We start from the raw sequence: 21,153 nt of genomic DNA, 5'->3' as shown, positions 1-21,153 counted from the left end.
GTAGACATTTTGTCTCAAGATAAACGTCATTTAAAAAATCAGAAAATTTATAAAATAATGGACAATTTGACATAAATTGGGTTACTTTTGATGTAAAAAGTGGTATGATAGAGTAGTACGATTGTAATAAAGGATTAAAATCCGAACAAAAAGGAGTGAAGAGTGTGACAATCAAAAAACTGGAGAACAATAGCACCCAGTCGATTATTACCGAGGAAGTCAAAGTATTAAAAGACTTGCTTGATGAGGCAACTCATCAAATGGTTGGTGATGAGGTGTTTGCCAAAATTCAAAACATTGTTGAATTGTCGGCAAGTGATGAATACGTCAAACTTGAAAAATTAGTAGCTCAATTAACCAATGATGAAATGGTTGTAGTGTCTCGCTATTTTTCAATTTTGCCACTTTTAATCAACATTTCAGAAGACGTTGATTTTGCTTATGAAATCAATTACCAAAATAATACTAATCAAGATTATCTTGGAAAACTTTCTCTAACCGTAGATATGGTTTCAGAAAGCGAAAACTCTAAAGAAATCCTTGAGAATGTCAATGTTGTGCCTGTATTAACAGCTCACCCTACACAAGTTCAACGTAAGACAGTCCTCGAATTGACAAACCACATTCATGACCTTTTACGTAAATACCGCGATGTCAGAGCGGGTGTTGTGAACCGTGACAAATGGTACACTGATTTGCGCCGTTATATTGAAATCATCATGCAAACGGACATTATTCGTGAGAAAAAACTGAAGGTAAAGAATGAAATTACCAACGTTATGGAGTATTACAATACATCCTTAATTCAAGCGATTACCAAGTTGACTTCAGAGTACAAACGCTTAGCAGCTGAAAAAGGCATCGACTTAGAAGATCCAAAACCTATTACGATGGGAATGTGGATTGGTGGTGACCGTGACGGCAACCCATACGTAACAGCTGAAACACTTCGTTTATCAGCAACGGTTCAAAGTGAAGTCATCATTAATTACTACATTGAAAAATTAACAGGTCTTTATCGCACATTCTCACTTTCAACAACCTTGACTAATATTAGCCCAGAAGTTGAAAAATTAGCAGAGTTATCAAGCGATAAATCTATCTACCGTGAAAATGAACCTTATCGTAAGGCATTTAACTATATTCAATCAAAATTAATTCAAACCTTAATCGAATTAAAAGCTAGTCCAGCTATTTCTCAACGTGTTTTGGAAAGTAGCAACAGCATTAGTTCAGATGTTTACACAAGCACTAACAACGCTAGTGTCATTACAAAATACTTGCAAACAAAATTCTCTAAAGTTTCATCAGAACTTCAAGAAGAAATTCCAAGCTATAAAACAGCCAAAGAATTTAAAGATGATTTGCTTATCATCAAGCAGTCATTGCTTGACAATGGTGATGATGCGCTCTTGATAGGTGATTTCAGCGAATTGCTTCAAGCAGTTGAAGTCTTTGGTTTCTATCTTGCAATGATTGATATGCGTCAAGATTCAAGTGTTAACGAAGCCTGTGTCGCAGAATTGTTGAAATCAGCAAATATCGTTGAGGATTACAGCGCACTTTCAGAAGAAGAAAAAGTGAAAGTTCTTCTCAAAGAATTGCAAGAAGACCCACGTACATTGTCATCAACAAATGCTGAAAAGTCAGAACAACTTCAAAAAGAATTAGCAATCTTCCAAACAGCTCGTTACCTCAAAGATAAATTAGGTGATGAAGTCATTAAACAACACATCATTTCACATACTGAAAGTGTTTCTGATATGTTTGAGTTGGCTATCATGCTTAAAGAAGTCGGACTTCTTGATAATCAAAAAGCACGTGTTCAAATTGTACCACTCTTTGAAACAATCGAGGACCTTGAAAATTCACGTGCTATCATGGAAGAATATCTTGATTATGATATTGTTCGTCGTTGGGTTTCAGCAAACAAAGGTTACCAAGAAATCATGCTTGGTTATTCAGACAGTAACAAAGACGGTGGTTACTTATCATCTGTTTGGACACTTTATAAAGCTCAAAATGAATTGACTCGTATTGGTTCAGAACGCGGTATTAAAGTGACATTCATTCACGGTCGTGGTGGTACTGTTGGTCGTGGTGGTGGTCCATCATATGAAGCTATCACATCACAGCCATTCGGTTCAATCAAAGATCGTATTCGTCTCACTGAGCAAGGTGAAATCATTGAAAATAAATACGGCAATAAAGACGTTGCTTATTACAACCTTGAAATGTTGGTTTCAGCAACTATCGATCGTATCGTGACACGTATGATTACAAATCCAGATGAAATTGATGATTTCCGTGCTACAATGGACGGTATTGTTACTTACTCAAATAGCGTTTATCGTGATTTAGTATTTGGTAATCCACATTTCTACGATTACTTCTTCGAAGCAACACCAATCAAGGAAGTGTCAAGTTTGAACATTGGTTCACGTCCAGCTGCTCGTAAAACAATCACAGAAATTTCGGGTCTCCGTGCAATTCCTTGGGTATTCTCATGGTCACAAAGCCGTATCATGTTCCCAGGTTGGTATGGTGTTGGTTCAGCATTCAAAAACTTTATTGACGCTGAAGAAGGAAACTTGGCAAAACTTCAACATATGTATGAAAAATGGCCATTCTTCCACTCACTTCTTTCAAACGTTGACATGGTCTTGTCTAAATCAAATATGAACATTGCTTTCCAATATGCTCAGTTGGCAGAAAGCGAAGAAGTACGCGATGTCTTTAACACTATCCTTGACGAATGGCAATTGACTAAAAATGTTATTTTGGCAATCGAGAAACACGAAGATTTGTTGGAAGAAAATCCTTCGCTTCAAGCAAGCTTAGATTACCGTTTGCCATACTTCAACGTTTTGAACTACATTCAAATTGAATTGATTAAACGTTTACGTCATGAAGAATTGGATGAGGATTACGAAAAACTTATTCACACAACTATCAACGGTATTGCTACAGGATTGCGTAATTCTGGCTGATATCAAAACATTCTGAAAGTCTGAGATTAACTTCTCAGACTTTTACTTTTTTTTAGAATCGAAAGATGATATAATGGCATATGATAAACTCGAATGTATGTAGGGGAATCTATGAAAATCGATAAAAGGCATTTATTAAATTATTCTATCCTTGTGCCATATTTAATTCTGTCTGTTATTGGGTTGATTGTTGTCTATTCAACAACGAGTGCGACACTTGTCCAATACGGTCTTAATCCATTTGCGTCAGTATTAAACCAAGGTTTTTTTTGGATAGTCAGTTTAATTGCCATTCTTTTTATTTATAAACTAAAATTAAACTTCTTAAAAAATTCACGAACGCTGACTATGACAATGATGGTCGAAATCATTTTGTTGCTCATTGCGCGTTTCTTCACTAAAACCGTTAATGGTGCTCATGGTTGGATTGTCATTGGACCACTTAGTTTCCAACCAGCCGAATATTTGAAAATTATCATTGTTTGGTTTTTGGCATTTACCTTTGCAAGGCGTCAAGAATTGATTGAAACCTATGATTACCAAGCACTTACCAAGCGGAAATGGCTTCCTAGAAAATGGGGCGATTTGAAAGATTGGCGTGTTTATTCGTTAGTCATGATATTGCTAGTTGCTGCCCAACCTGACCTTGGAAATGCGGCAATTATCGTTTTGACAGCTTTAATCATGTATTCTGTTAGTGGGGTTGGTTATCGTTGGTTTTCAGCCATTTTAGCTATCGTAACAGCTTTGTCAGCTGCTTTCTTAGGTTTGATTGCGGTTGTCGGGGTTAAAACCATGGAAAAAGTACCAGTATTTGGTTATGTTGCCAAACGTTTCAGTGCCTTTTTCAATCCATTTGATGATTTGACGGACTCAGGACACCAGTTAGCACATTCATATTATGCTATGAGTAATGGTGGCTGGTTTGGGCGTGGTTTGGGAAATTCGATTGAAAAAGCTGGTTACTTACCCGAAGCAACGACAGACTTTGTCTTTTCAATTGTCATTGAAGAACTTGGTTTAATTGGTGCGGGTCTTATTTTAGCATTGCTATTCTTTTTGATTTTACGTATTATGCACGTGGGGATTAAAGCTAAAAATCCTTTCAACTCTATGATTGCTCTTGGCATCGGCGGAATGATGCTCATGCAAACTTTTGTGAACATCGGAGGCATTTCAGGGCTTATTCCGTCAACTGGTGTTACCTTCCCATTCTTATCCCAAGGGGGGAATAGCTTGCTGGTTTTATCAGTTGCTATCGGCTTTGTGCTAAATATTGATGCTAATGAAAAAAGAGAAGAAATTATCCGCGAAGCAGAAGAAGAGTTAAAAAACAAAGAAATAACACAAGAATACAACGATAACGTTATCGACTTAGACAGTTTTTATTAGAAAACCTCCCCTTTGCGGGAGTTTTTTTGTAACCAATTATTCACACCGTTTTAAAAATATTGATGGTATCAGTTCCCTTTTGAAGAGTATTAGGGAAATTATTCAATAATTCGTCCCATGTCAGTTAGTCAAATTGAAAGATTAGAAGAAAGAGATATTCTGATAGCTCCAATTATACACATGAATCTCTATAAAGTCCCAACCTTTTTACTGCTTCAGCTAAGACAGTAAGTATGAAAGTAACATAAGAGATTAGTAAGATTACAGAAATGACTGGACAAGCTGTAGAAGTAGCTATTACATTTGATAAACCGTACGTTTATTAAAGAATTACAGAAATGGTACTTGATAACTTTTTCTGGAGTTATTTTGACTGGGTGTGCATTTTATCCAACTTGAAGATAAGGATTAGATGTACCCTTCGAATATCGGATAGAGCATCACAATTCAGCCATATCACACACTTACGAAATAAAGAAATCATAAATAAAATAGTAAAATACTTGCAATTCCCGCATAATTTGTTAAAATAGTAGGGTAAAGTTAGACTGTATTGCCTACTGTCTATCTATAAAATATATTTTATTGGAGGCTTTTACCCAAATGGCAAAAGAAAAATACGATCGTAGTAAACCACACGTTAACATTGGTACAATTGGACACGTTGACCATGGTAAAACTACTTTGACAGCTGCAATTACAACAGTTCTTGCTCGTCGTCTTCCAAGCGCAGTTAACCAACCAAAAGACTACGCTTCTATCGATGCTGCTCCTGAAGAACGCGAACGCGGTATCACAATCAACACTGCACACGTTGAATACGAAACTGCTAAACGTCACTATGCTCACATCGACGCTCCAGGACACGCGGACTACGTTAAAAACATGATCACTGGTGCTGCCCAAATGGATGGTGCTATCCTTGTAGTAGCTTCAACAGATGGTCCAATGCCACAAACTCGTGAACACATCCTTCTTTCACGTCAAGTTGGTGTTAAATACCTTATCGTCTTCATGAACAAAATTGACCTTGTTGATGACGAAGAATTGCTTGAATTGGTTGAAATGGAAATCCGTGACCTTCTTTCAGAATACGATTTCCCAGGTGATGATCTTCCAGTTATCCAAGGTTCAGCTCTTAAAGCTCTTGAAGGTGACACTCAGTACGAAGATATCATCATGGAATTGATGGACACTGTAGATGAGTACATTCCAGAACCAGAACGTGATACTGATAAACCATTGCTTCTTCCAGTCGAAGATGTATTCTCAATCACTGGACGTGGTACTGTAGCATCAGGACGTATCGACCGTGGTACTGTTAAGGTCAACGACGAAGTTGAAATCGTTGGTATCCGTGAAGACATCCAAAAAGCTGTTGTTACTGGTGTTGAAATGTTCCGTAAACAACTTGATGAAGGTCTTGCAGGGGATAACGTTGGTGTTCTTCTTCGTGGTATCCAACGTGATGAAATCGAACGTGGTCAAGTTCTTGCTAAACCAGGTTCAATTCACCCACACACTAAATTCAAAGGTGAAGTTTACATCCTTACTAAAGATGAAGGTGGACGTCATACTCCATTCTTCAACAACTACCGTCCACAATTCTACTTCCGTACAACTGACGTTACAGGTTCAATCGAACTTCCAGCAGGTACTGAAATGGTAATGCCTGGTGATAACGTAACTATCGACGTTGAATTGATTCACCCAATCGCCGTTGAACAAGGTACTACATTCTCAATCCGTGAAGGTGGACGTACTGTTGGTTCAGGTATCGTTTCAGAAATCGAAGCTTAATTTTAGTTAATTAATTAAGTTCCCAGATAACAATTATTAGTCAGATAGTAATTGTGGAAGAGTCCCGTAAGGGGCTCTTTTTGTGATTTCTTTGAGGTTTGTCGCTAAAAATCCCGTCGAACCTTTAAAACCTGCTAAAAATATGATAAAATAGGGGAGTAAATAAAAAAAGAAGAGGTATGTGAAATGTCACGTAAACCATTTATCGCTGGTAACTGGAAAATGAACAAAAATCCAGAAGAAGCTAAAGCATTCGTTGAAGCAGTAGCTTCTAAATTGCCTTCATCAGAACTTGTTGAAGCTGGTATTGCAGCTCCTGCACTTGACCTTTCAACAGTTCTTGCTGCAGCTAAAGGTTCAAACCTTAAAGTTGCTGCTGAAAACTGTTACTTTGAAAACGCTGGTGCTTTTACTGGTGAAAACAGTCCTCAAGTATTGTCTGAAATGGGAACTGACTACGTTGTAATCGGTCACTCAGAACGTCGTGAATACTTCCACGAAACTGACGAAGATATCAACAAAAAAGCTAAAGCAATCTTTGCTAACGGTATGCTTCCAATCATCTGTTGTGGTGAAACTCTTGAAACTTACGAAGCTGGTAAAGCTGCTGAATTCGTAGGTGGACAAGTTTCAGCTGCTCTTGCTGGATTGTCAGAAGAACAAGTTTCTTCACTTGTTATCGCGTACGAACCAATCTGGGCTATTGGTACTGGTAAATCAGCTAGTCAAGATGATGCACAAAAAATGTGTAAAGTTGTTCGTGACACAGTTGCAGCAGACTTCGGTCAAGTAGTAGCTGATAAAGTTCGCGTTCAATACGGTGGTTCAGTTAAACCTGAAAATGTTGCAGCTTATATGGCTTGCCCAGACGTTGATGGTGCCCTTGTTGGTGGTGCATCACTTCAACCAGAAAGCTTCCTTGCTCTTCTTGACTTTGTAAAATAATCAAGAAACATTGAAGTCATTTAAACCTACTTGCCTTAGGACAGGTAGGTTTTTTTGTGCTTTCTTTCTTGGTTATAGGTTTGAGTGATAAAAAATATAGTTTGTAAAGTAAAGAACAACAAATTTGGAAGTTTAGTTCCAAATAAAAAACCTTGAAACGTTTGGGTTCCAAGGTGTCATTTTTAATGACGTCTCAATATTTTTTTGAGATTATGAATTAATTTGTATTTGAGTGGATGAGGATAGTAACGGAAAGTTCCCATTTTTCGGGTAATGTAGCCATTGTAGTTTTGTTTAAAGCGTAGAACGCCGTCTGAACCGTCAAATTCTCCTGTGATGCCAAGAAGATTATAAGTTGTAATGCCACGTTTTATGGCTTCTAACATGACGTATTCTTGAAGCAGGGCAGGTGCGTAGAATTTACTGAACTCAGGGTAAGAACCTGAGAAGAGATAGACAGCTTCCTGTTTGGTATAAACAAATAGGCTTCCTGCAAGGACAACGTTTTGTGAACCGTACTTGCCAATGAATTCTTTAGCTTCTGCCATGCGTGTGTCAAATGTCGCAGATTGACTGGATAATTCGCGAAGCTGATTTTGTTTCTTTTCAGAAACATTGTTATTTTCAATGGCAGTTCGGAGTTTTTCGATTCGTTGGTCAAGTTTGGCTTTATCAGTTTCAAGGTGTGCTAAATAATCTTGAAAATTCAAACTTGCAACCATGAATTCACAAGAATCTCCAAAGCTATCATAGAAATCTTGGTAATAATCAAGAGATTTATCATCGTAATCTCTGCGATCTGATGTAGCAGAAGTGATTTCCTTGAAAAGCGGCAATTCATCACGGTTAAGTTTTCGTAAGGTGATGCCGAAGGTCTTAGCTTTTTTGACCAATGGACGCCCTTTTTTGCTAAATGATTTTAGTAACGTTTTTTCATCTAAGTCAGTCAAATCTTTGACATAATGCCAGTCAGGCTCACCACCTGGGTAACCAGTCAAAAGCCCATCGTGTTGATAACCGAGTGATAGAAAATCGTCTAATAGTGCCGTGTTTTCTTGGTCGGTTGGCTGACCAGTAGTGTCAAAATGCTGATAGGTATCATAAGGTTTGACCAGTAATTCAAGAGCTCCATTTTCTTTAGCATAGCTTTGAAGTTCTTGGTAGAATTGTTTCAGATAGTGTTTATCGCGTGAAACAGGGCCAGAATTGATTTCCATGTGGAGCCCACCTGTCATTGGCAAGCTAAAGAGAACAGCAGCAACTTGTAGTGTCTCTTCAGCTTTTAGTCCAAGATAGTCTACTTGGTACCCACGTTTTTTTAATAAATCCGCCATCTCTACAGATTGCATAAACGATTTGTAAGAGACGGTGTTACAAAAAGTCTCAAAAACTTTTTTTTCGATAATCTCAAGAGAGGTCATTAATGGCTATTTCTCCTTTGTTTGCGAATATTGTAAGCCAAGTTTGAAAGTTTGTAAAGGAATGGATTGACTGGGATGTTAAATTCTCCAATAAATTCTTCAATAGTTGGGTTGAAGTTTGATTTAAATTTAGTTAAACCGTCATCAAGTGTTCCTTCAACACCACCCATATTTGCCCAAATAATATCGTCAGCGTAAGCATCTTCAAATACTTTTGGATAAAGGGAATATTGTGGGTAGAATTTCTTGAATTCATCATTCATACCAGCATAAAGCATTTCCATGACATTACCAAATGATACAGATAAAATACCTGCAATGATGAGTTCATCTGGATATTTTTCAACAAATTCTTCAAACTCAGTAATGTATTTTGTAACAGAATTTTTTTGTTGTGTTAACTTAGTCAAACGTTTTTTCTGATGTTCAGCAGTTTCAGACAAATCTTTTTCGATTTGAGCGAGTTGTTCTTTGTATTCAGCTAGACGTTTTGGCAAGTTAACTTTGGCAAGGTGTAGATAAGCATCATCACCATATGTTTCCATCATTTTATGGAAATAATCTTCATTACGAAGGGCAACGCCTTTGCGATTTTCAGTAAGAGCGACGACATCAGCGAAAGCTTTAACATCATCGATTGTACCACGGCTAGTGATGACACCACGGTGAATAGCATCTTTCATTAAACGTTTTGTGTGTTTAGGAAAAGTTGCTGTCATGTCTTCTTGGGTATAGACATTTGCTTGGAAACGAGGTTGGATACTTTCAGCAATTGTTGTTGTGCGTCCAGTCCATTCGCAACCCGCTGCTTTCAAGTTGTCAATAGCAGTAAGTGTGTCTTTGTTTTCATCAACTTCTTCACCGATTTTGTATTGTTTAAGCAGTAAAGCAGGGTCCATTTTGATGAAGAGGGAGCGTTTTGTTTTACCATACTTTTTAAGTGAGCTTATGACAAAAGCAACGAGCTCTTTGTCACTGTAATCCATGATTGGTCCACGAGGGATATAAAGCATGGTAAAGCCAAGTGGCAAAGCTTTGATAAGGATAGAAGCAGAAGCAACTAAGGCATCATCTTTGTAGAAACCAATGCGTTCGTTATCCCAATTATCTTTAATTTTTGCCCAATTTGATGATTGTAAAAGGTTTGTTTGGTTACTTGATTTTGCAAAATTATCGTGTTCTTCCGCAGAAATACCGATTTTATAGCTATACATTATTTTAAGACCCACTCTCTAAGGGCGTATGCAACGCCACTTTCTTCATTTGATTTTGTAATATATTTAGCGATTTCTTTGAGTTCTGGTGTACCATTTTCCATGACAACAGGGTTACCAACGGCTTCAAGCATGGCACGGTCGTTTTCAGCATCGCCAATAGCCATGGTTTGGTCTTTGCTAAGTCCCATTTTTTCGGCAAGGTGTGTAATGGCATTGCCTTTGCTAGCAGTTTTGTTCATGAATTCTAGGTAGAATGGGGTTGATTTGACAATGGTGTATTTGTCATAAAATTCTTGTGGAATTTTAGCGATTGCAGCATCAAGAATTTCAGGTTCATCGATAAACATCATTTTAATAATTTCTTTATCGCCCATTTCTTCTGGAGTACGGTAAAAAATTGGCATGTTAACCAAGGTTGATTCGTGAACAGTGTATTTACCAATGTTGCGGTTTGCAGTGAAGATACCTTCTTTGGTAATAGCGTGCATATGAACATCTAACTTACGGCTAAGGAATTCAATATCAAGATAATCATCGTAAGTCATGGTTTCAGTGATAATGTTCTCACCAGTAGCGGTATCTTGGACTAAACCACCATTGAAAGTGATGACATAATCGCCTGATTCTTTCAGGTTTAATTCATCGAGAAGTGTTTGAACGCCTGGAATTGGACGTCCAGTAGCAATGATGACTTTAACACCTTGTTTTTTAGCATCTTGAACGGCTTCAAAAACTTCAGGTGTGACTTTGCGGTCATTGGTCAAAAGTGTGCCGTCGATATCGACAGCGACTAATTTAATAGACATAAGGTTATTTTACCCTTCCTAAAGAATCTCTACCTATCTATCTTACTAAAAAGTGGCTTATTTGTCATGGGGAACACAAGGAAATCTGAAGTGGAACGTTTTCAATGCTAAATAAGTCATGATACGCTCTTAAACTTAATTATGATAAACAAAATGTTCGTTTGAAATATAGCTCATAAAGGCTTTCTTATCAATGGCAAATAGGTCGTTATCAACTAGCATTTCTTTTGGAAAATAGAATCGTTGGTCGCCATAAATAGTACCAGTTAAGGCTTTGACGATTGGTGAAATTGTTGATAATTCTACAACAGAACCGTCTTTTTGAATCATGTTAATCTCGGTTCTGGGTTCTTCTTTTTCAGGACGGTAAATGTCATAAGGCAAGTCAAAATTGACATGGATACCTGTGTAATAATCAGGATCAAAACCAACAGATTGGACAAGGTCAACAAGGTGACTGAGTTCTTTGCGTGACGATTCTTCGAAAGTCACCGATTTAAAGACTTTACGATTAACAAAACGGCTTGCCAAATCAGCCAAAATCTCATCTTCAGCAGTCATCCAAGTTTGAAAATAGGTATTCATCACCCCATCATCTAAAGCAAGATAATCAGCTAAGTTAGCATGATTTTCTAAAAATGGAATCAGATTTGGTGATGTTCTTTCAAAGAAATCGGTATCAGTCTGGTAAAGGTATTTTGCACGTTTTAAAAGATTTTGTAACAATACTTCCATTCCGCGACTAGCAGGGTGAAAATACACTTGCATATACATTTGGAAACGACTGACAATATAGTCCTCAACGGCGTGCATGCCATTGTATTCAAAAACAATACCGTCTTCAGTTGGGCGAATCACACGTAAAATGCGATTCAAGTCAAATTGACCATAATTAGCGCCGCTATAGTAAGAATCGCGCAAAAGGTAGTCCATGCGGTCACAGTCAATTTGGCTAGAAATGAGTTGGACAACTTGTTTATTATGATAAGTGTGGTTGATAACACTAGCGACTTTTTCTGGAAAATCAGGAGAGACGCGACGCAAGATAGTATTGACTTCAGTATCTGGACTGGTGATAATCTTTTGTGTAACGGCTTCGTGGTCGGTATCAAAGAGTTTTTCGAAAGTGTGTGAATACGCACCATGCCCGACATCATGTAAAAGCCCAGCCACCATCGTTAAGAGATTGTCATCAGAATTCCAAATATCAGGAAATTTGTCATCAAAAATTTCAGTCACACGTCTTGCAATCTCGTAAACACCTAAACAGTGTGAGAAGCGGCTGTGTTCTGCACCATGAAAGGTAAAAACAGTTGTCGAAACTTGTTTGACTCGTCGTAGGCGCTGAAACTCTTTACTATTGATAAGGTCGTAAATAATCTGATGATTGACAGTTATATAGTTGTGAACAGGGTCACGAAATACTTTTTCATTCATACTTTCATTATAACAAAAAACTGTGTAAAGCTGATTTTGGAAGGTCTGGGATATTTACGAATACTTGGATTTGATTTATAATGTTGACTATGACGAATGAACTTATTCTTCGTGTGATTTAACTTTTTTGATTTTTCTCATCTTCTGGACAATGGGAAATATTTTGGTAAATGTTAAAAAGCATGGCTTTAATTTAGAGGAAGAATTATGGATTGGGCTATGGGTTGGTTACGTGACAGAGTTATTAGATACGCCATGGAGTGGATGCTTTGCAACGAGTACAGCATTTTTTAAAACGAAAAACTGGTTGAAGATAATAAAAAATCTCTGCAACGTTATCGACAGCGCATATTATTCCTATTTTGATTGAGGCGCTTTGCTTTATTACCGTTGTTGAGGTTGACTTGACCACTTTTGCTATGGGAATGGCACCCTTTTAGGAGCAGTTGTAGGAACACAAAGAACTAAAAGGTTGGAGCACACGCTCAGTCCAACGTGTCTTGGGAATTTTGTTAATTTGTTGCCATATTCATTATGGTTTACCGACTGATTGCCAATCCTTTGGGGAGTATTTCTGAAAGTGCTCATGGTTTACATGGGATTTGAATTCTTGTCGAAGTGATGTTTAATTTGACGGTTAGCATTTTGAGGACAACGGGCTAGGAAATTATGCGCCAGAGTTAATCTTTTTCTCAATGTTGGGTATTAATCCGTTAAAATTTTAATTATCTTTATTGCTCTTTTCACAGGAACAAGTTTACTTCGCTCATCTGCTATTAAATGTTAGACTTATAGTGGCTTTAACACGTCAGAATTGTTATAATTTTAGGGAAAGGAAAGACATTTTAACATTACATGAAACTTCACATTAAGAATAAAATTGATTTGGATGGACAGGTTGAGCTGGTTGAACAATCTTATCCTGTCAAATTAACGGAAAAAAATGGGCATATTTACCTTGCTTATACCAATGAGGAAGAAGAAACCGTGATGCTCAAATGCAACGAGCAAGAGTTGGTCATGACACGTTATTCAACGCCGAAATCAATTATGCGTTTTCACCGTGACAATCCTGCTCTGGTTGCTATTCCGACGCCAGTAGGCTTACAGCATTTACAAACGCAAACAAGTATTTATGAGTTGGATGTTGAACAACAACATCTTAAAATTCATTATCAACTCAAACAAGTTGATGGAGAGAGTGTTTTTGCAAATTATCAGCTAGAAATTCATTGGGTATAAGCATAATATAAATACGATATTATCGGTGTTCGAGTGGGGATGTGTTCAGTTGACAAAAAAGATAAAAGTTGATATGATTACTTTGTATTCAAGGGAGTAGCAGGCGATTTTTGTCTTTATTTTTGCATCCTCTTTCGGTACCTTGCTTTGCTGGATTCAATTCTAATCTGTAGCTATGGTGCCTAGGATGAACACAAAACTAAATGATAAACCTTCAGTACGCAATTTGCGACTGAAAAATCGCGTTTATGTCGTCATTACGAAATCGTTGATTTCCGGCATAATCTTAAACAGCGAGACTTGTTTTTTTAAAAAAACAGGTCTCTTTTTCTATTTTTGAGACCAGAGGAGGAAGCTATTTTGTTTAAAGAACAAAGTAAAGCCTTGTTTTACACACAAGGAAAAGATGAAACGTTAGATGAGTTACAATCATCACGTGAAGGTTTATCTACTGCGGAAGCACAAAAGCGCTTGGATGAATATGGTCATAATGAACTTGAAGAAAGTCAAAAACGAAGTTTACTAGCAAAATTTCTTGACCAATTCAAGGATTTAATGATTATTATTTTGCTAGTTGCAGCAGCGCTTTCGGTAGTTACAGAGGGAAGCGAAGGGCTAACAGATGCGCTTATTATTTTGGCAGTTGTTATTCTTAACGCAGCGTTTGGTGTTTACCAAGAGGGGCAGGCAGAGGCTGCAATTGAAGCGCTGAAAGATATGTCGAGTCAGATTGCACGTGTGCGTCGTAATGGTCATATTGTTGAAATTGATTCAAGAGAATTGGTTCCTGGTGACATTGTTATGCTTGAAGCTGGTGATGTCGTACCTGCTGATATGCGCTTGTTGGAAGCTGCGTCATTAAAAATTGAAGAAGCAGCATTGACTGGTGAATCTGTTCCTGTTGAAAAAGATTTATCGGTAGAAGTTGCAGCTGATGCTGGTATCGGTGACCGTGTTAACATGGCTTACCAAAACTCAAATGTCACTTATGGACGTGGTTCTGGTGTTGTTGTTAATACTGGAATGTATACAGAAGTTGGTAAAATTGCTGATATGTTAGCTAATGCTGATGAAACAGATACTCCACTTAAACAAAACCTTAACCAATTATCTAAAGTTTTGACTTATTTGGTTGTAGCTATTGCCATTGTTACTTTTATTGTAGGGGTCTTTGTTCGTGGAGAATCTCCAATTGAAGGCTTAATGACATCTGTTGCATTAGCTGTAGCTGCTATACCTGAAGGTTTACCTGCTATTGTTACGATTGTATTATCAATGGGAACAACAACATTAGCAAAACGCAACTCAATCGTACGTAAACTTCCTGCCGTTGAAACACTTGGTTCAACTGAAATTATTGCCTCTGATAAAACTGGAACGTTGACCATGAACCAGATGACTGTTGAAAAAGTCTATACAAACGGTGAGCTACAAAGTGCTGCTAGTGACATTGCCTCTGATAATAATACTCTTCGTATTATGAATTTTGCTAATGACACGAAGATTGATCCAAATGGAAAACTCATTGGCGATCCTACAGAAACAGCTCTTGTTCAATTTGGACTGGATCACAGTTTTGATATACGTGAAGCTCTTGTTGAAGAGCCACGTGTTGCAGAATTACCATTTGATTCTGAACGTAAGCTGATGTCAACCATTCATAAGGAAGCAGATGGCAAATATTTTGTTGCGGTAAAAGGTGCTCCAGACCAATTGCTTAAGCGTGTTACTCGTATCGAAGAAAATGGTCAAGTACGTGATATTACCGCTGAAGAAAAAGAAGGCATTCTTGCTGTTAATAAAGATTTGGCCCGAAAAGCGCTACGTGTCTTGATGATGGCTTACAAATATGTCTCTGAGGTCCCAGCCCTTGAATCAGATATTATTGAGTCTGATTTGATTTTCTCTGGATTGGTCGGAATGATTGACCCTGAACGTCCAGAAGCTGCAAAAGCTGTTGCTGTTGCTAAAGAAGCTGGTATTCGTCCAATCATGATTACTGGAGACCACCAAGATACAGCGGAAGCTATTGCCAAACGCCTTGGTATCATTGAAGATGATGGTCAAGACCACGTCTTTACTGGTGCTGAACTTAATGAACTTTCTGATGAAGAATTCCAAAAAGTTTTCAAACAATACTCCGTTTATGCACGTGTGTCTCCAGAACACAAGGTGCGTATCGTAAAAGCTTGGCAAAATGAAGGTAAGGTTGTTGCCATGACTGGTGATGGTGTCAATGATGCGCCTTCACTCAAGACAGCTGACATTGGTATTGGTATGGGGATTACAGGTACAGAAGTATCTAAAGGCGCTTCTGATATGGTTCTTGCTGATGATAACTTTGCTACAATTATCGTTGCAGTTGAAGAAGGACGTAAAGTTTTCTCAAACATTCAAAAATCTATTCAATACCTTCTCTCAGCTAACATGGCAGAAGTCTTTACGATTTTCTTTGCAACATTATTTGGTTGGGATGTGCTTCAACCTGTTCATCTTCTTTGGATTAACTTGGTAACCGATACACTACCAGCTATTGCGCTTGGTGTTGAACCTGCCGAACCTGGTGTTATGAGCCACAAACCTCGTGGTCGTAAGTCTAATTTCTTTGACGGTGGTGTCATGGGAGCGATTATTTACCAAGGAATTTTCCAAACTGTTCTTGTTCTTGGTGTCTATGGTTGGGCGTTGATGTTCCCAGAACATGCTACTAATCGTATGGTACACGAAGATGCTTTGACAATGGCATTTGCGACACTTGGTTTGATTCAATTGGTTCATGCTTTCAATGTTAAATCTGTTTATCAATCTATCTTTACTGTTGGAGCTTTTAAAAACAGAACCTTTAACTGGGCTATCCCAATCGCCTTTCTTCTCTTGATGATAACGATCGTAGTACCTGGATTTAATGATTTGTTCCATGTTTCGCATCTAAGCGCTACACAATGGCTTGCTGTTATTATCGGAAGCTCACTTATGGTTGTTCTAACTGAAATCGTTAAAGCTATTCAACGTGTCCTTGGACAAGATGAAAAAGCAATTTAAAAATATAAAAAATGAATCAGATTGATTCAGCAAAAAAGCAAATCTCATGTGTGAGATTTGCTTTTTATTATAATTCAAAAATAGTCATGGATTTTCGGAATTCTTGTGCCAAATTTTGATGTTTGTAATCAGTAAAGTCATCAATTTTTTTGACAATGTTGTAGCGTTTGCTAAGATTCCAGGTCTGATTTGGGTTGAGTTCAGGGTGTTGATTGACATAATCAATAGTCAAATCCCACTCACGGATATAACCAAGCGGTTTAGCATGGTAAGTAATATTGTCAATTTGCTGCGAAGCGATACTATGATGAGTATGCCCAAAAATCACGTCGTTAACCTGATGTTTTTTGAAAATATCATGAAAAACTTGACTACCTAAAAAAGCATTAAATGGTTTAAAACGCTCGTGTTGCAAGGTAAATTGGTGATGTGGCACAAAATGCAGACTGACAATCACGTCATTGGTAATTGTTGATAAGGCTTTATCGAGTTTTTGTGTTGTTTGGCGCGTGAGTTCTTTGTCAGAAAAGTTGCGATTTAAACGTCGGTCAAACCAGAAAGTATTTTTAAATTTGATTGTTTCAGCTTCAGATTTTTCTGGGAAAAAGGAATAATCATACCAACCATGAAAAGCCAAGAGTGTCTTTTTCCCCAACGGAATAATTTGAAAATCCAAAGCATCAATCACCTTGTCATCTAAATCAAGCATATCGTGATTGCCGAGATTATAAGTAACGTCAAAATGCTTGCTCATTGTTTCTAAAAATGAGTAAGAGATGTCATAAAAATGGTTAGAAATATCTCCAGCGAAATGCAGATGAGAAATTTTTTCTGCGCTTAATGTGTCAATGAGTGTCTGGATTTCAAAATCATCAAAATGATTTAAATCAATATGTAAATCACTCATAATAGCTAGTTTTGTCATGGCATTATTGTAACAAAAAATCTTCTAAAAAGCCTTTGATGTGTATTTTTATCTCTTCTAAAAATATGATAGAATACTTTCAGGAGGCTTTCATGATAAAGGCAATAATATTTGATATGGATGGTGTCTTATTTGACACTGAGAATTTTTATTTTAAACGACGTGAGACATTTTTAGGCAGTAAAGGCATTTCGGTCAAACACTTGCCGCCAAAATATTTCATTGGCGGGCGCATGGATCAATTTTGGGAAAATATCTTAGGTGATAAGATTGCAAATTATGATACTAAAGCACTAGAAGCCGAATACACAGCTTATAAAAATACTCATCGACCAGCTTACGATGAGCTAGTTTTTGCTGATGCTCGTAGGGTTTTGGCAACATTAACAGCCAAGGGAATCATCCTAGCATTGGCTTCTAATAGTGCGCGTGAAGATATCGAAGATGCTTTGGAAAAATCAGGCTTAAAGCAGTACTTTAGTCATATTCTATCGGGAAGCGAATTTGCAGAAGGTAAACCTAATCCTGCTATTTATAATGCCGCTTGTGAGAAATTAGGCTTTGCAAAAAAAGATATTGTGATTATTGAAGATAGCCCAAAAGGGATTCAAGCAGGTGTGGCAGCTGGTGTGCGTGTTCTAGCCATTCGTGATAAAGTCTTTGGTGCTGACCAATCAAAAGCAGATATTTTGATTGATAATTTGACAGAAGTGCTGCAATTTGTCGAAAATGAAAAACATAACAGCTCTATCTAACCTCATCTTTTGTTACCGTTTTGTAATTGTCCTGCCTTATTTGAATTATATTTTTAGCTTAAAATAGAAACTACTGAGTGTTAATTTTCTATAGAAATATTTTTGGTGGTGAGAAAGCCACTTATCATGTGGTTTTGATGCAAATGAAGTATGGCGTATAATGGTAATTTTGCGGGCTTTATGGTAGAATAAGAAAACAGTAGTGATATAGGATAAGTTCTAAAGGTAGCGTAAAAATTCAATGTTTACTTTGCTTTCTTAACGGACTTAGTATCTTAATTAATTGAACTCGTCCTAAAAGCGTCGCGAAAAAGATAATTTTTCCTGTGTCCTAGGACACAGTGTCAAATTCCTATTTTCATCTCGCTTTCTTAACGGACTTAGTATCTTAGTAAAAGGAGTTATTTCATGGAAGTAGCTGAAATTCGTCAAAAAATAGTAGAAAATCAAGAGAAGTTGACTAGCTTCAGGAGGTCTCTTTGACTTAGATCGTTTAGAAGAGGACATTGCGCTTCTTGAAAATAAAATGACTGAGCCAGATTTTTGGAATGATAACATTGCAGCTCAGAAAACGTCTCAAGAGTTAAATGGTTTGAAACAAACCTATGAAACCTTTAATGAAATGCAAGAGTTGTCTGACGAAACTGAACTTTATTTGGAAATGTTGGACGAAGATGATTCTGTTCAAGCTGAATTAGAGGAAAGTCTTGAAAAGCTTGATAAAATCATGACAAGTTATGAAATGACCTTGCTTTTATCAGAGCCTTATGACCGCAACAACGCTATTTTGGAAATTCATCCAGGGTCAGGTGGTACCGAAGCTCAAGACTGGGCTGATATGCTTTTTCGTATGTACACACGCTACGGCAACGCCAAAGGTTTTAAAGTTGAAACCCTTGATTATCAAGCAGGGGACGAAGCTGGTATCAAATCTGTTACTCTTTCATTTGAAGGTCCAAATGCTTATGGGCTTTTGAAATCTGAAATGGGAGTTCATCGTCTAGTGCGTATCTCACCGTTTGATTCAGCCAAACGTCGTCATACATCGTTTTCTTCTGTCGAAGTTATGCCAGAATTAGATGATACAATTGAAGTTGACATTCGTGATGATGATATTAAAATGGATACTTTCCGTTCAGGTGGTGCTGGGGGACAAAACGTCAATAAGGTATCAACTGGTGTTCGTTTGACCCACATTCCAACAGGAATTGTTGTAGCATCAACGGTTGATCGTACTCAGTACGGAAACCGTGACCGTGCGATGAAAATGTTACAAGCCAAACTCTATCAATTAGAGCAAGAGAAAAAAGCGCAAGAAGTGGATGCCCTTAAAGGTGATAAAAAAGAAATCACATGGGGAAGTCAAATTCGATCTTACGTCTTTACGCCCTATACAATGGTTAAAGACCATCGTACAGGCTATGAAATTGCTCAAGTTGATAAAGTTATGGATGGTGACATTGATGGCTTCATCGACGCTTATCTAAAATGGCGTATTGATTAATTCGAAAGTAAAATTTTAGGATAACAAAATCGTAAAGGAAAATACAAATGGCATTAATTGAAATGAATGGTGTAACCAAGAAGTATCACCGCTCAACGACTGCTTTGAGAGATATTAACGTATCTGTCAATTCAGGTGAATTTGTTTATATTGTTGGTCCTTCTGGTGCCGGTAAATCTAGCTTTATTAAACTATTGTACCGTGAGGAAAAAGTATCTGCTGGAACTCTTAAAGTTGGGGAATTTAACCTAACAAAATTGAAAAAACGGGATGTTCCAATCTTGCGTCGTAGCATTGGAGTTGTTTTCCAAGACTATAAACTTCTTCCTAAAAAAACTGTTTTTGAAAATGTTGCTTATGCAATGCAAGTTATCGGTGAAAAACCACGTGAAATTAAAAAACGTGTGCCAGAAGTTCTTGATTTGGTTGGGCTTAAGCATAAAATGCGTTCATTCCCAGAGCAATTATCTGGTGGTGAACAACAACGTGTTGCAATTGCACGTGCGATTGTTAATAATCCTAAAGTTTTGATTGCTGACGAACCAACAGGTAACCTTGACCCAGAAATTTCATGGGAAATCATGCAATTATTAGAACGCATCAATCTTCAAGGAACAACTGTTTTGATGGCAACACACAACAAACAAATTGTCGATAATCTTCGTCATCGGGTTATCGCTATTGAAGACGGTCGCATTGTACGTGACGAGGAGGAAGGAGAATACGGATATAATGATTAGAAATTTTTTCCGCCATTTATGGGAATCCATTAAAAGTTTGAAACGTAATGTTTGGATGACCGTCGCTTCAGTCAGTTCTGTTACCATTACATTGACACTTGTTGGTGTGTTTGCTGCTGTTCTATTGAACGTTGAGCGTATCGCAACAGGTATTGAAAATAACATTCAAATTAATGTTTATTTGGATGTTGACTCAACAGATAGCTCTGAAACAACAACTAACGAAGTTGGTGAAACAGTCACTAATGATTCGTATCACCAAGTTTATGACCAAATTTCAAAAGTTTCAGGTGTTGAATCAGTTACTTATTCAAGTAAAGATGAACAACTTGAAAAATTACAAGAAGCCTACGGAGATGATTGGACGCTTTTTGATGGTGACTCAAATCCATTGCAAGACGTTTACATTGTTGAGGCAGACTCACCATCAGATGTGAAGAAAGTGGCTAATAAAATTACTAAAATTGAAGGTGTTGAGTCAGTGGATTATGGTGGCTCAAATTCAGACCAACTTTTCAGTATTGCTAAATTTATTCGTACATGGGGATTTGCAGGAACAGTGCTTTTGATTTTTGTAGCGATTTTCTTAATTTCCAATACGATTCGCATGACAATCATGTCTCGTCAACGTGACATTGAAATCATGCGTTTGGTAGGTGCTAAAAATTCTTATATCCGTGGACCATTCTTCTTTGAAGGTGCTTGGGTAGGGCTTCTTGGAGCGATTGTTCCATCAATTATCATTTACTTTGCGTACAAGACTGTTTACTCATCGGTTAACCCACAATTTGAAGTCCAAGGCTTGTCATTATATCCAGTCGACACATTTCTGCCACTTGTCATTGGAGGTATGTTCTTAGTCGGAATTATTATCGGAGCACTTGGTTCAGTTATCTCAATGAGACGTTATCTTAAAATTTAATCTAAAAAATGACCT

15 protein-coding genes are annotated in these 21,153 nt (G+C 37.5%); 10 read left to right on the top strand and 5 right to left on the bottom strand.

Annotated features, from left to right (window positions below; translation table 11 throughout):
• Nucleotides 1-164: 164 nt before the first annotated feature.
• The 4 genes from ppc (at nt 165) to tpiA (ending at nt 7,127) form a co-directional block, all read left to right on the top strand.
• Nucleotides 165-2,990 carry a phosphoenolpyruvate carboxylase gene (gene ppc / locus E8M05_RS07615; protein ID WP_013852088.1) on the top strand — a complete coding sequence of 942 codons (2,826 nt, stop codon included), beginning with the start codon at nt 165-167 and terminating at the stop codon, nt 2,988-2,990.
• Nucleotides 2,991-3,101: 111 nt separating this feature from the next.
• Complete coding sequence (ftsW, locus tag E8M05_RS07610) at nt 3,102-4,382, top strand: cell division peptidoglycan polymerase FtsW (protein ID WP_041972840.1); 1,281 nt, start codon at nt 3,102-3,104, stop codon at nt 4,380-4,382.
• A 603-nt stretch (nt 4,383-4,985) separates the two neighbouring features.
• Entirely contained in the window at nt 4,986-6,182 is a 1,197-nt protein-coding gene (gene tuf / locus E8M05_RS07600; RefSeq protein ID WP_003065688.1) for an elongation factor Tu, read from the top strand.
• Nucleotides 6,183-6,368: 186 nt separating this feature from the next.
• Nucleotides 6,369-7,127: a triose-phosphate isomerase gene (gene tpiA / locus E8M05_RS07595; RefSeq protein WP_003065686.1), complete on the top strand. Its 759-nt coding sequence runs from the start codon at nt 6,369-6,371 to the stop codon at nt 7,125-7,127.
• A 182-nt stretch (nt 7,128-7,309) separates the two neighbouring features.
• Here tpiA and E8M05_RS07590 read toward each other — a convergent pair whose 3' ends face one another.
• The 4 genes from E8M05_RS07590 to E8M05_RS07575 form a co-directional block, all read right to left on the bottom strand.
• Nucleotides 7,310-8,548 carry an aminoacyltransferase gene (locus E8M05_RS07590; protein ID WP_003065684.1) on the bottom strand — a complete coding sequence of 413 codons (1,239 nt, stop codon included), beginning with the start codon at nt 8,546-8,548 and terminating at the stop codon, nt 7,310-7,312.
• Complete coding sequence (locus E8M05_RS07585) at nt 8,548-9,762, bottom strand: aminoacyltransferase (RefSeq protein ID WP_003065683.1); 1,215 nt, start codon at nt 9,760-9,762, stop codon at nt 8,548-8,550. Before E8M05_RS07585 ends, E8M05_RS07590 begins: the two co-directional genes overlap by 1 nt.
• Nucleotides 9,762-10,571: a sugar-phosphatase gene (gene yidA, locus E8M05_RS07580; protein WP_003065682.1), complete on the bottom strand. Its 810-nt coding sequence runs from the start codon at nt 10,569-10,571 to the stop codon at nt 9,762-9,764. The genes E8M05_RS07585 and yidA overlap by 1 nt, the downstream gene beginning before the upstream one ends.
• A gap of 135 nt (nt 10,572-10,706) precedes the next feature.
• On the bottom strand, nt 10,707-12,008 hold the full coding sequence (locus tag E8M05_RS07575; RefSeq protein ID WP_003065681.1) for an HD domain-containing protein: 1,302 nt from the start codon (nt 12,006-12,008) through the stop codon (nt 10,707-10,709).
• An 855-nt stretch (nt 12,009-12,863) separates the two neighbouring features.
• Between E8M05_RS07575 and E8M05_RS07565 the strand changes: the two genes are divergently transcribed.
• Together E8M05_RS07565 and E8M05_RS07560 are read left to right on the top strand one after the other, a co-directional pair.
• Nucleotides 12,864-13,250 carry a YwiB family protein gene (locus tag E8M05_RS07565; RefSeq protein WP_003065678.1) on the top strand — a complete coding sequence of 129 codons (387 nt, stop codon included), beginning with the start codon at nt 12,864-12,866 and terminating at the stop codon, nt 13,248-13,250.
• A 360-nt stretch (nt 13,251-13,610) separates the two neighbouring features.
• Nucleotides 13,611-16,292, top strand: a complete 2,682-nt coding sequence (locus tag E8M05_RS07560; protein ID WP_013852084.1) for a cation-translocating P-type ATPase — start codon at nt 13,611-13,613, stop codon at nt 16,290-16,292.
• Between the two features lie 67 nt (nt 16,293-16,359).
• Here the strand turns inward: E8M05_RS07560 and E8M05_RS07555 are convergent, their stop codons facing one another.
• Complete coding sequence (locus E8M05_RS07555) at nt 16,360-17,217, bottom strand: metallophosphoesterase (protein ID WP_003065674.1); 858 nt, start codon at nt 17,215-17,217, stop codon at nt 16,360-16,362.
• A gap of 92 nt (nt 17,218-17,309) precedes the next feature.
• Here E8M05_RS07555 and E8M05_RS07550 point away from each other — a divergent pair, with 92 nt between their 5' ends.
• The 4 genes from E8M05_RS07550 (at nt 17,310) to ftsX (ending at nt 21,138) form a co-directional block, all read left to right on the top strand.
• Complete coding sequence (locus tag E8M05_RS07550; protein WP_041972834.1) at nt 17,310-17,972, top strand: HAD family hydrolase; 663 nt, start codon at nt 17,310-17,312, stop codon at nt 17,970-17,972.
• Nucleotides 17,973-18,380: 408 nt separating this feature from the next.
• Nucleotides 18,381-19,476 (top strand): peptide chain release factor 2 gene (gene prfB / locus E8M05_RS07545; RefSeq protein ID WP_101774304.1). Its coding sequence is split into 2 segments (ribosomal slippage): nt 18,381-18,452 and nt 18,454-19,476, totalling 1,095 coding nucleotides; the frame shifts between segments, so codons are not numbered across the junction.
• 47 nt (nt 19,477-19,523) lie between these two features.
• Nucleotides 19,524-20,216, top strand: a complete 693-nt coding sequence (gene ftsE, locus E8M05_RS07540; protein WP_003065669.1) for a cell division ATP-binding protein FtsE — start codon at nt 19,524-19,526, stop codon at nt 20,214-20,216.
• Nucleotides 20,209-21,138 carry a permease-like cell division protein FtsX gene (gene ftsX, locus E8M05_RS07535; protein ID WP_003065667.1) on the top strand — a complete coding sequence of 310 codons (930 nt, stop codon included), beginning with the start codon at nt 20,209-20,211 and terminating at the stop codon, nt 21,136-21,138. Before ftsE ends, ftsX begins: the two co-directional genes overlap by 8 nt.
• The last annotated feature ends 15 nt before the right edge of the window (nt 21,139-21,153 follow it).

This window comes from Streptococcus pasteurianus (assembly GCF_004843545.1).
Lineage (GTDB): Bacteria > Bacillota > Bacilli > Lactobacillales > Streptococcaceae > Streptococcus > Streptococcus pasteurianus.
The sequence above is the reverse complement of the archived record's forward strand: the minus strand, read 5'-3'. Positions and strand labels throughout refer to the sequence as shown.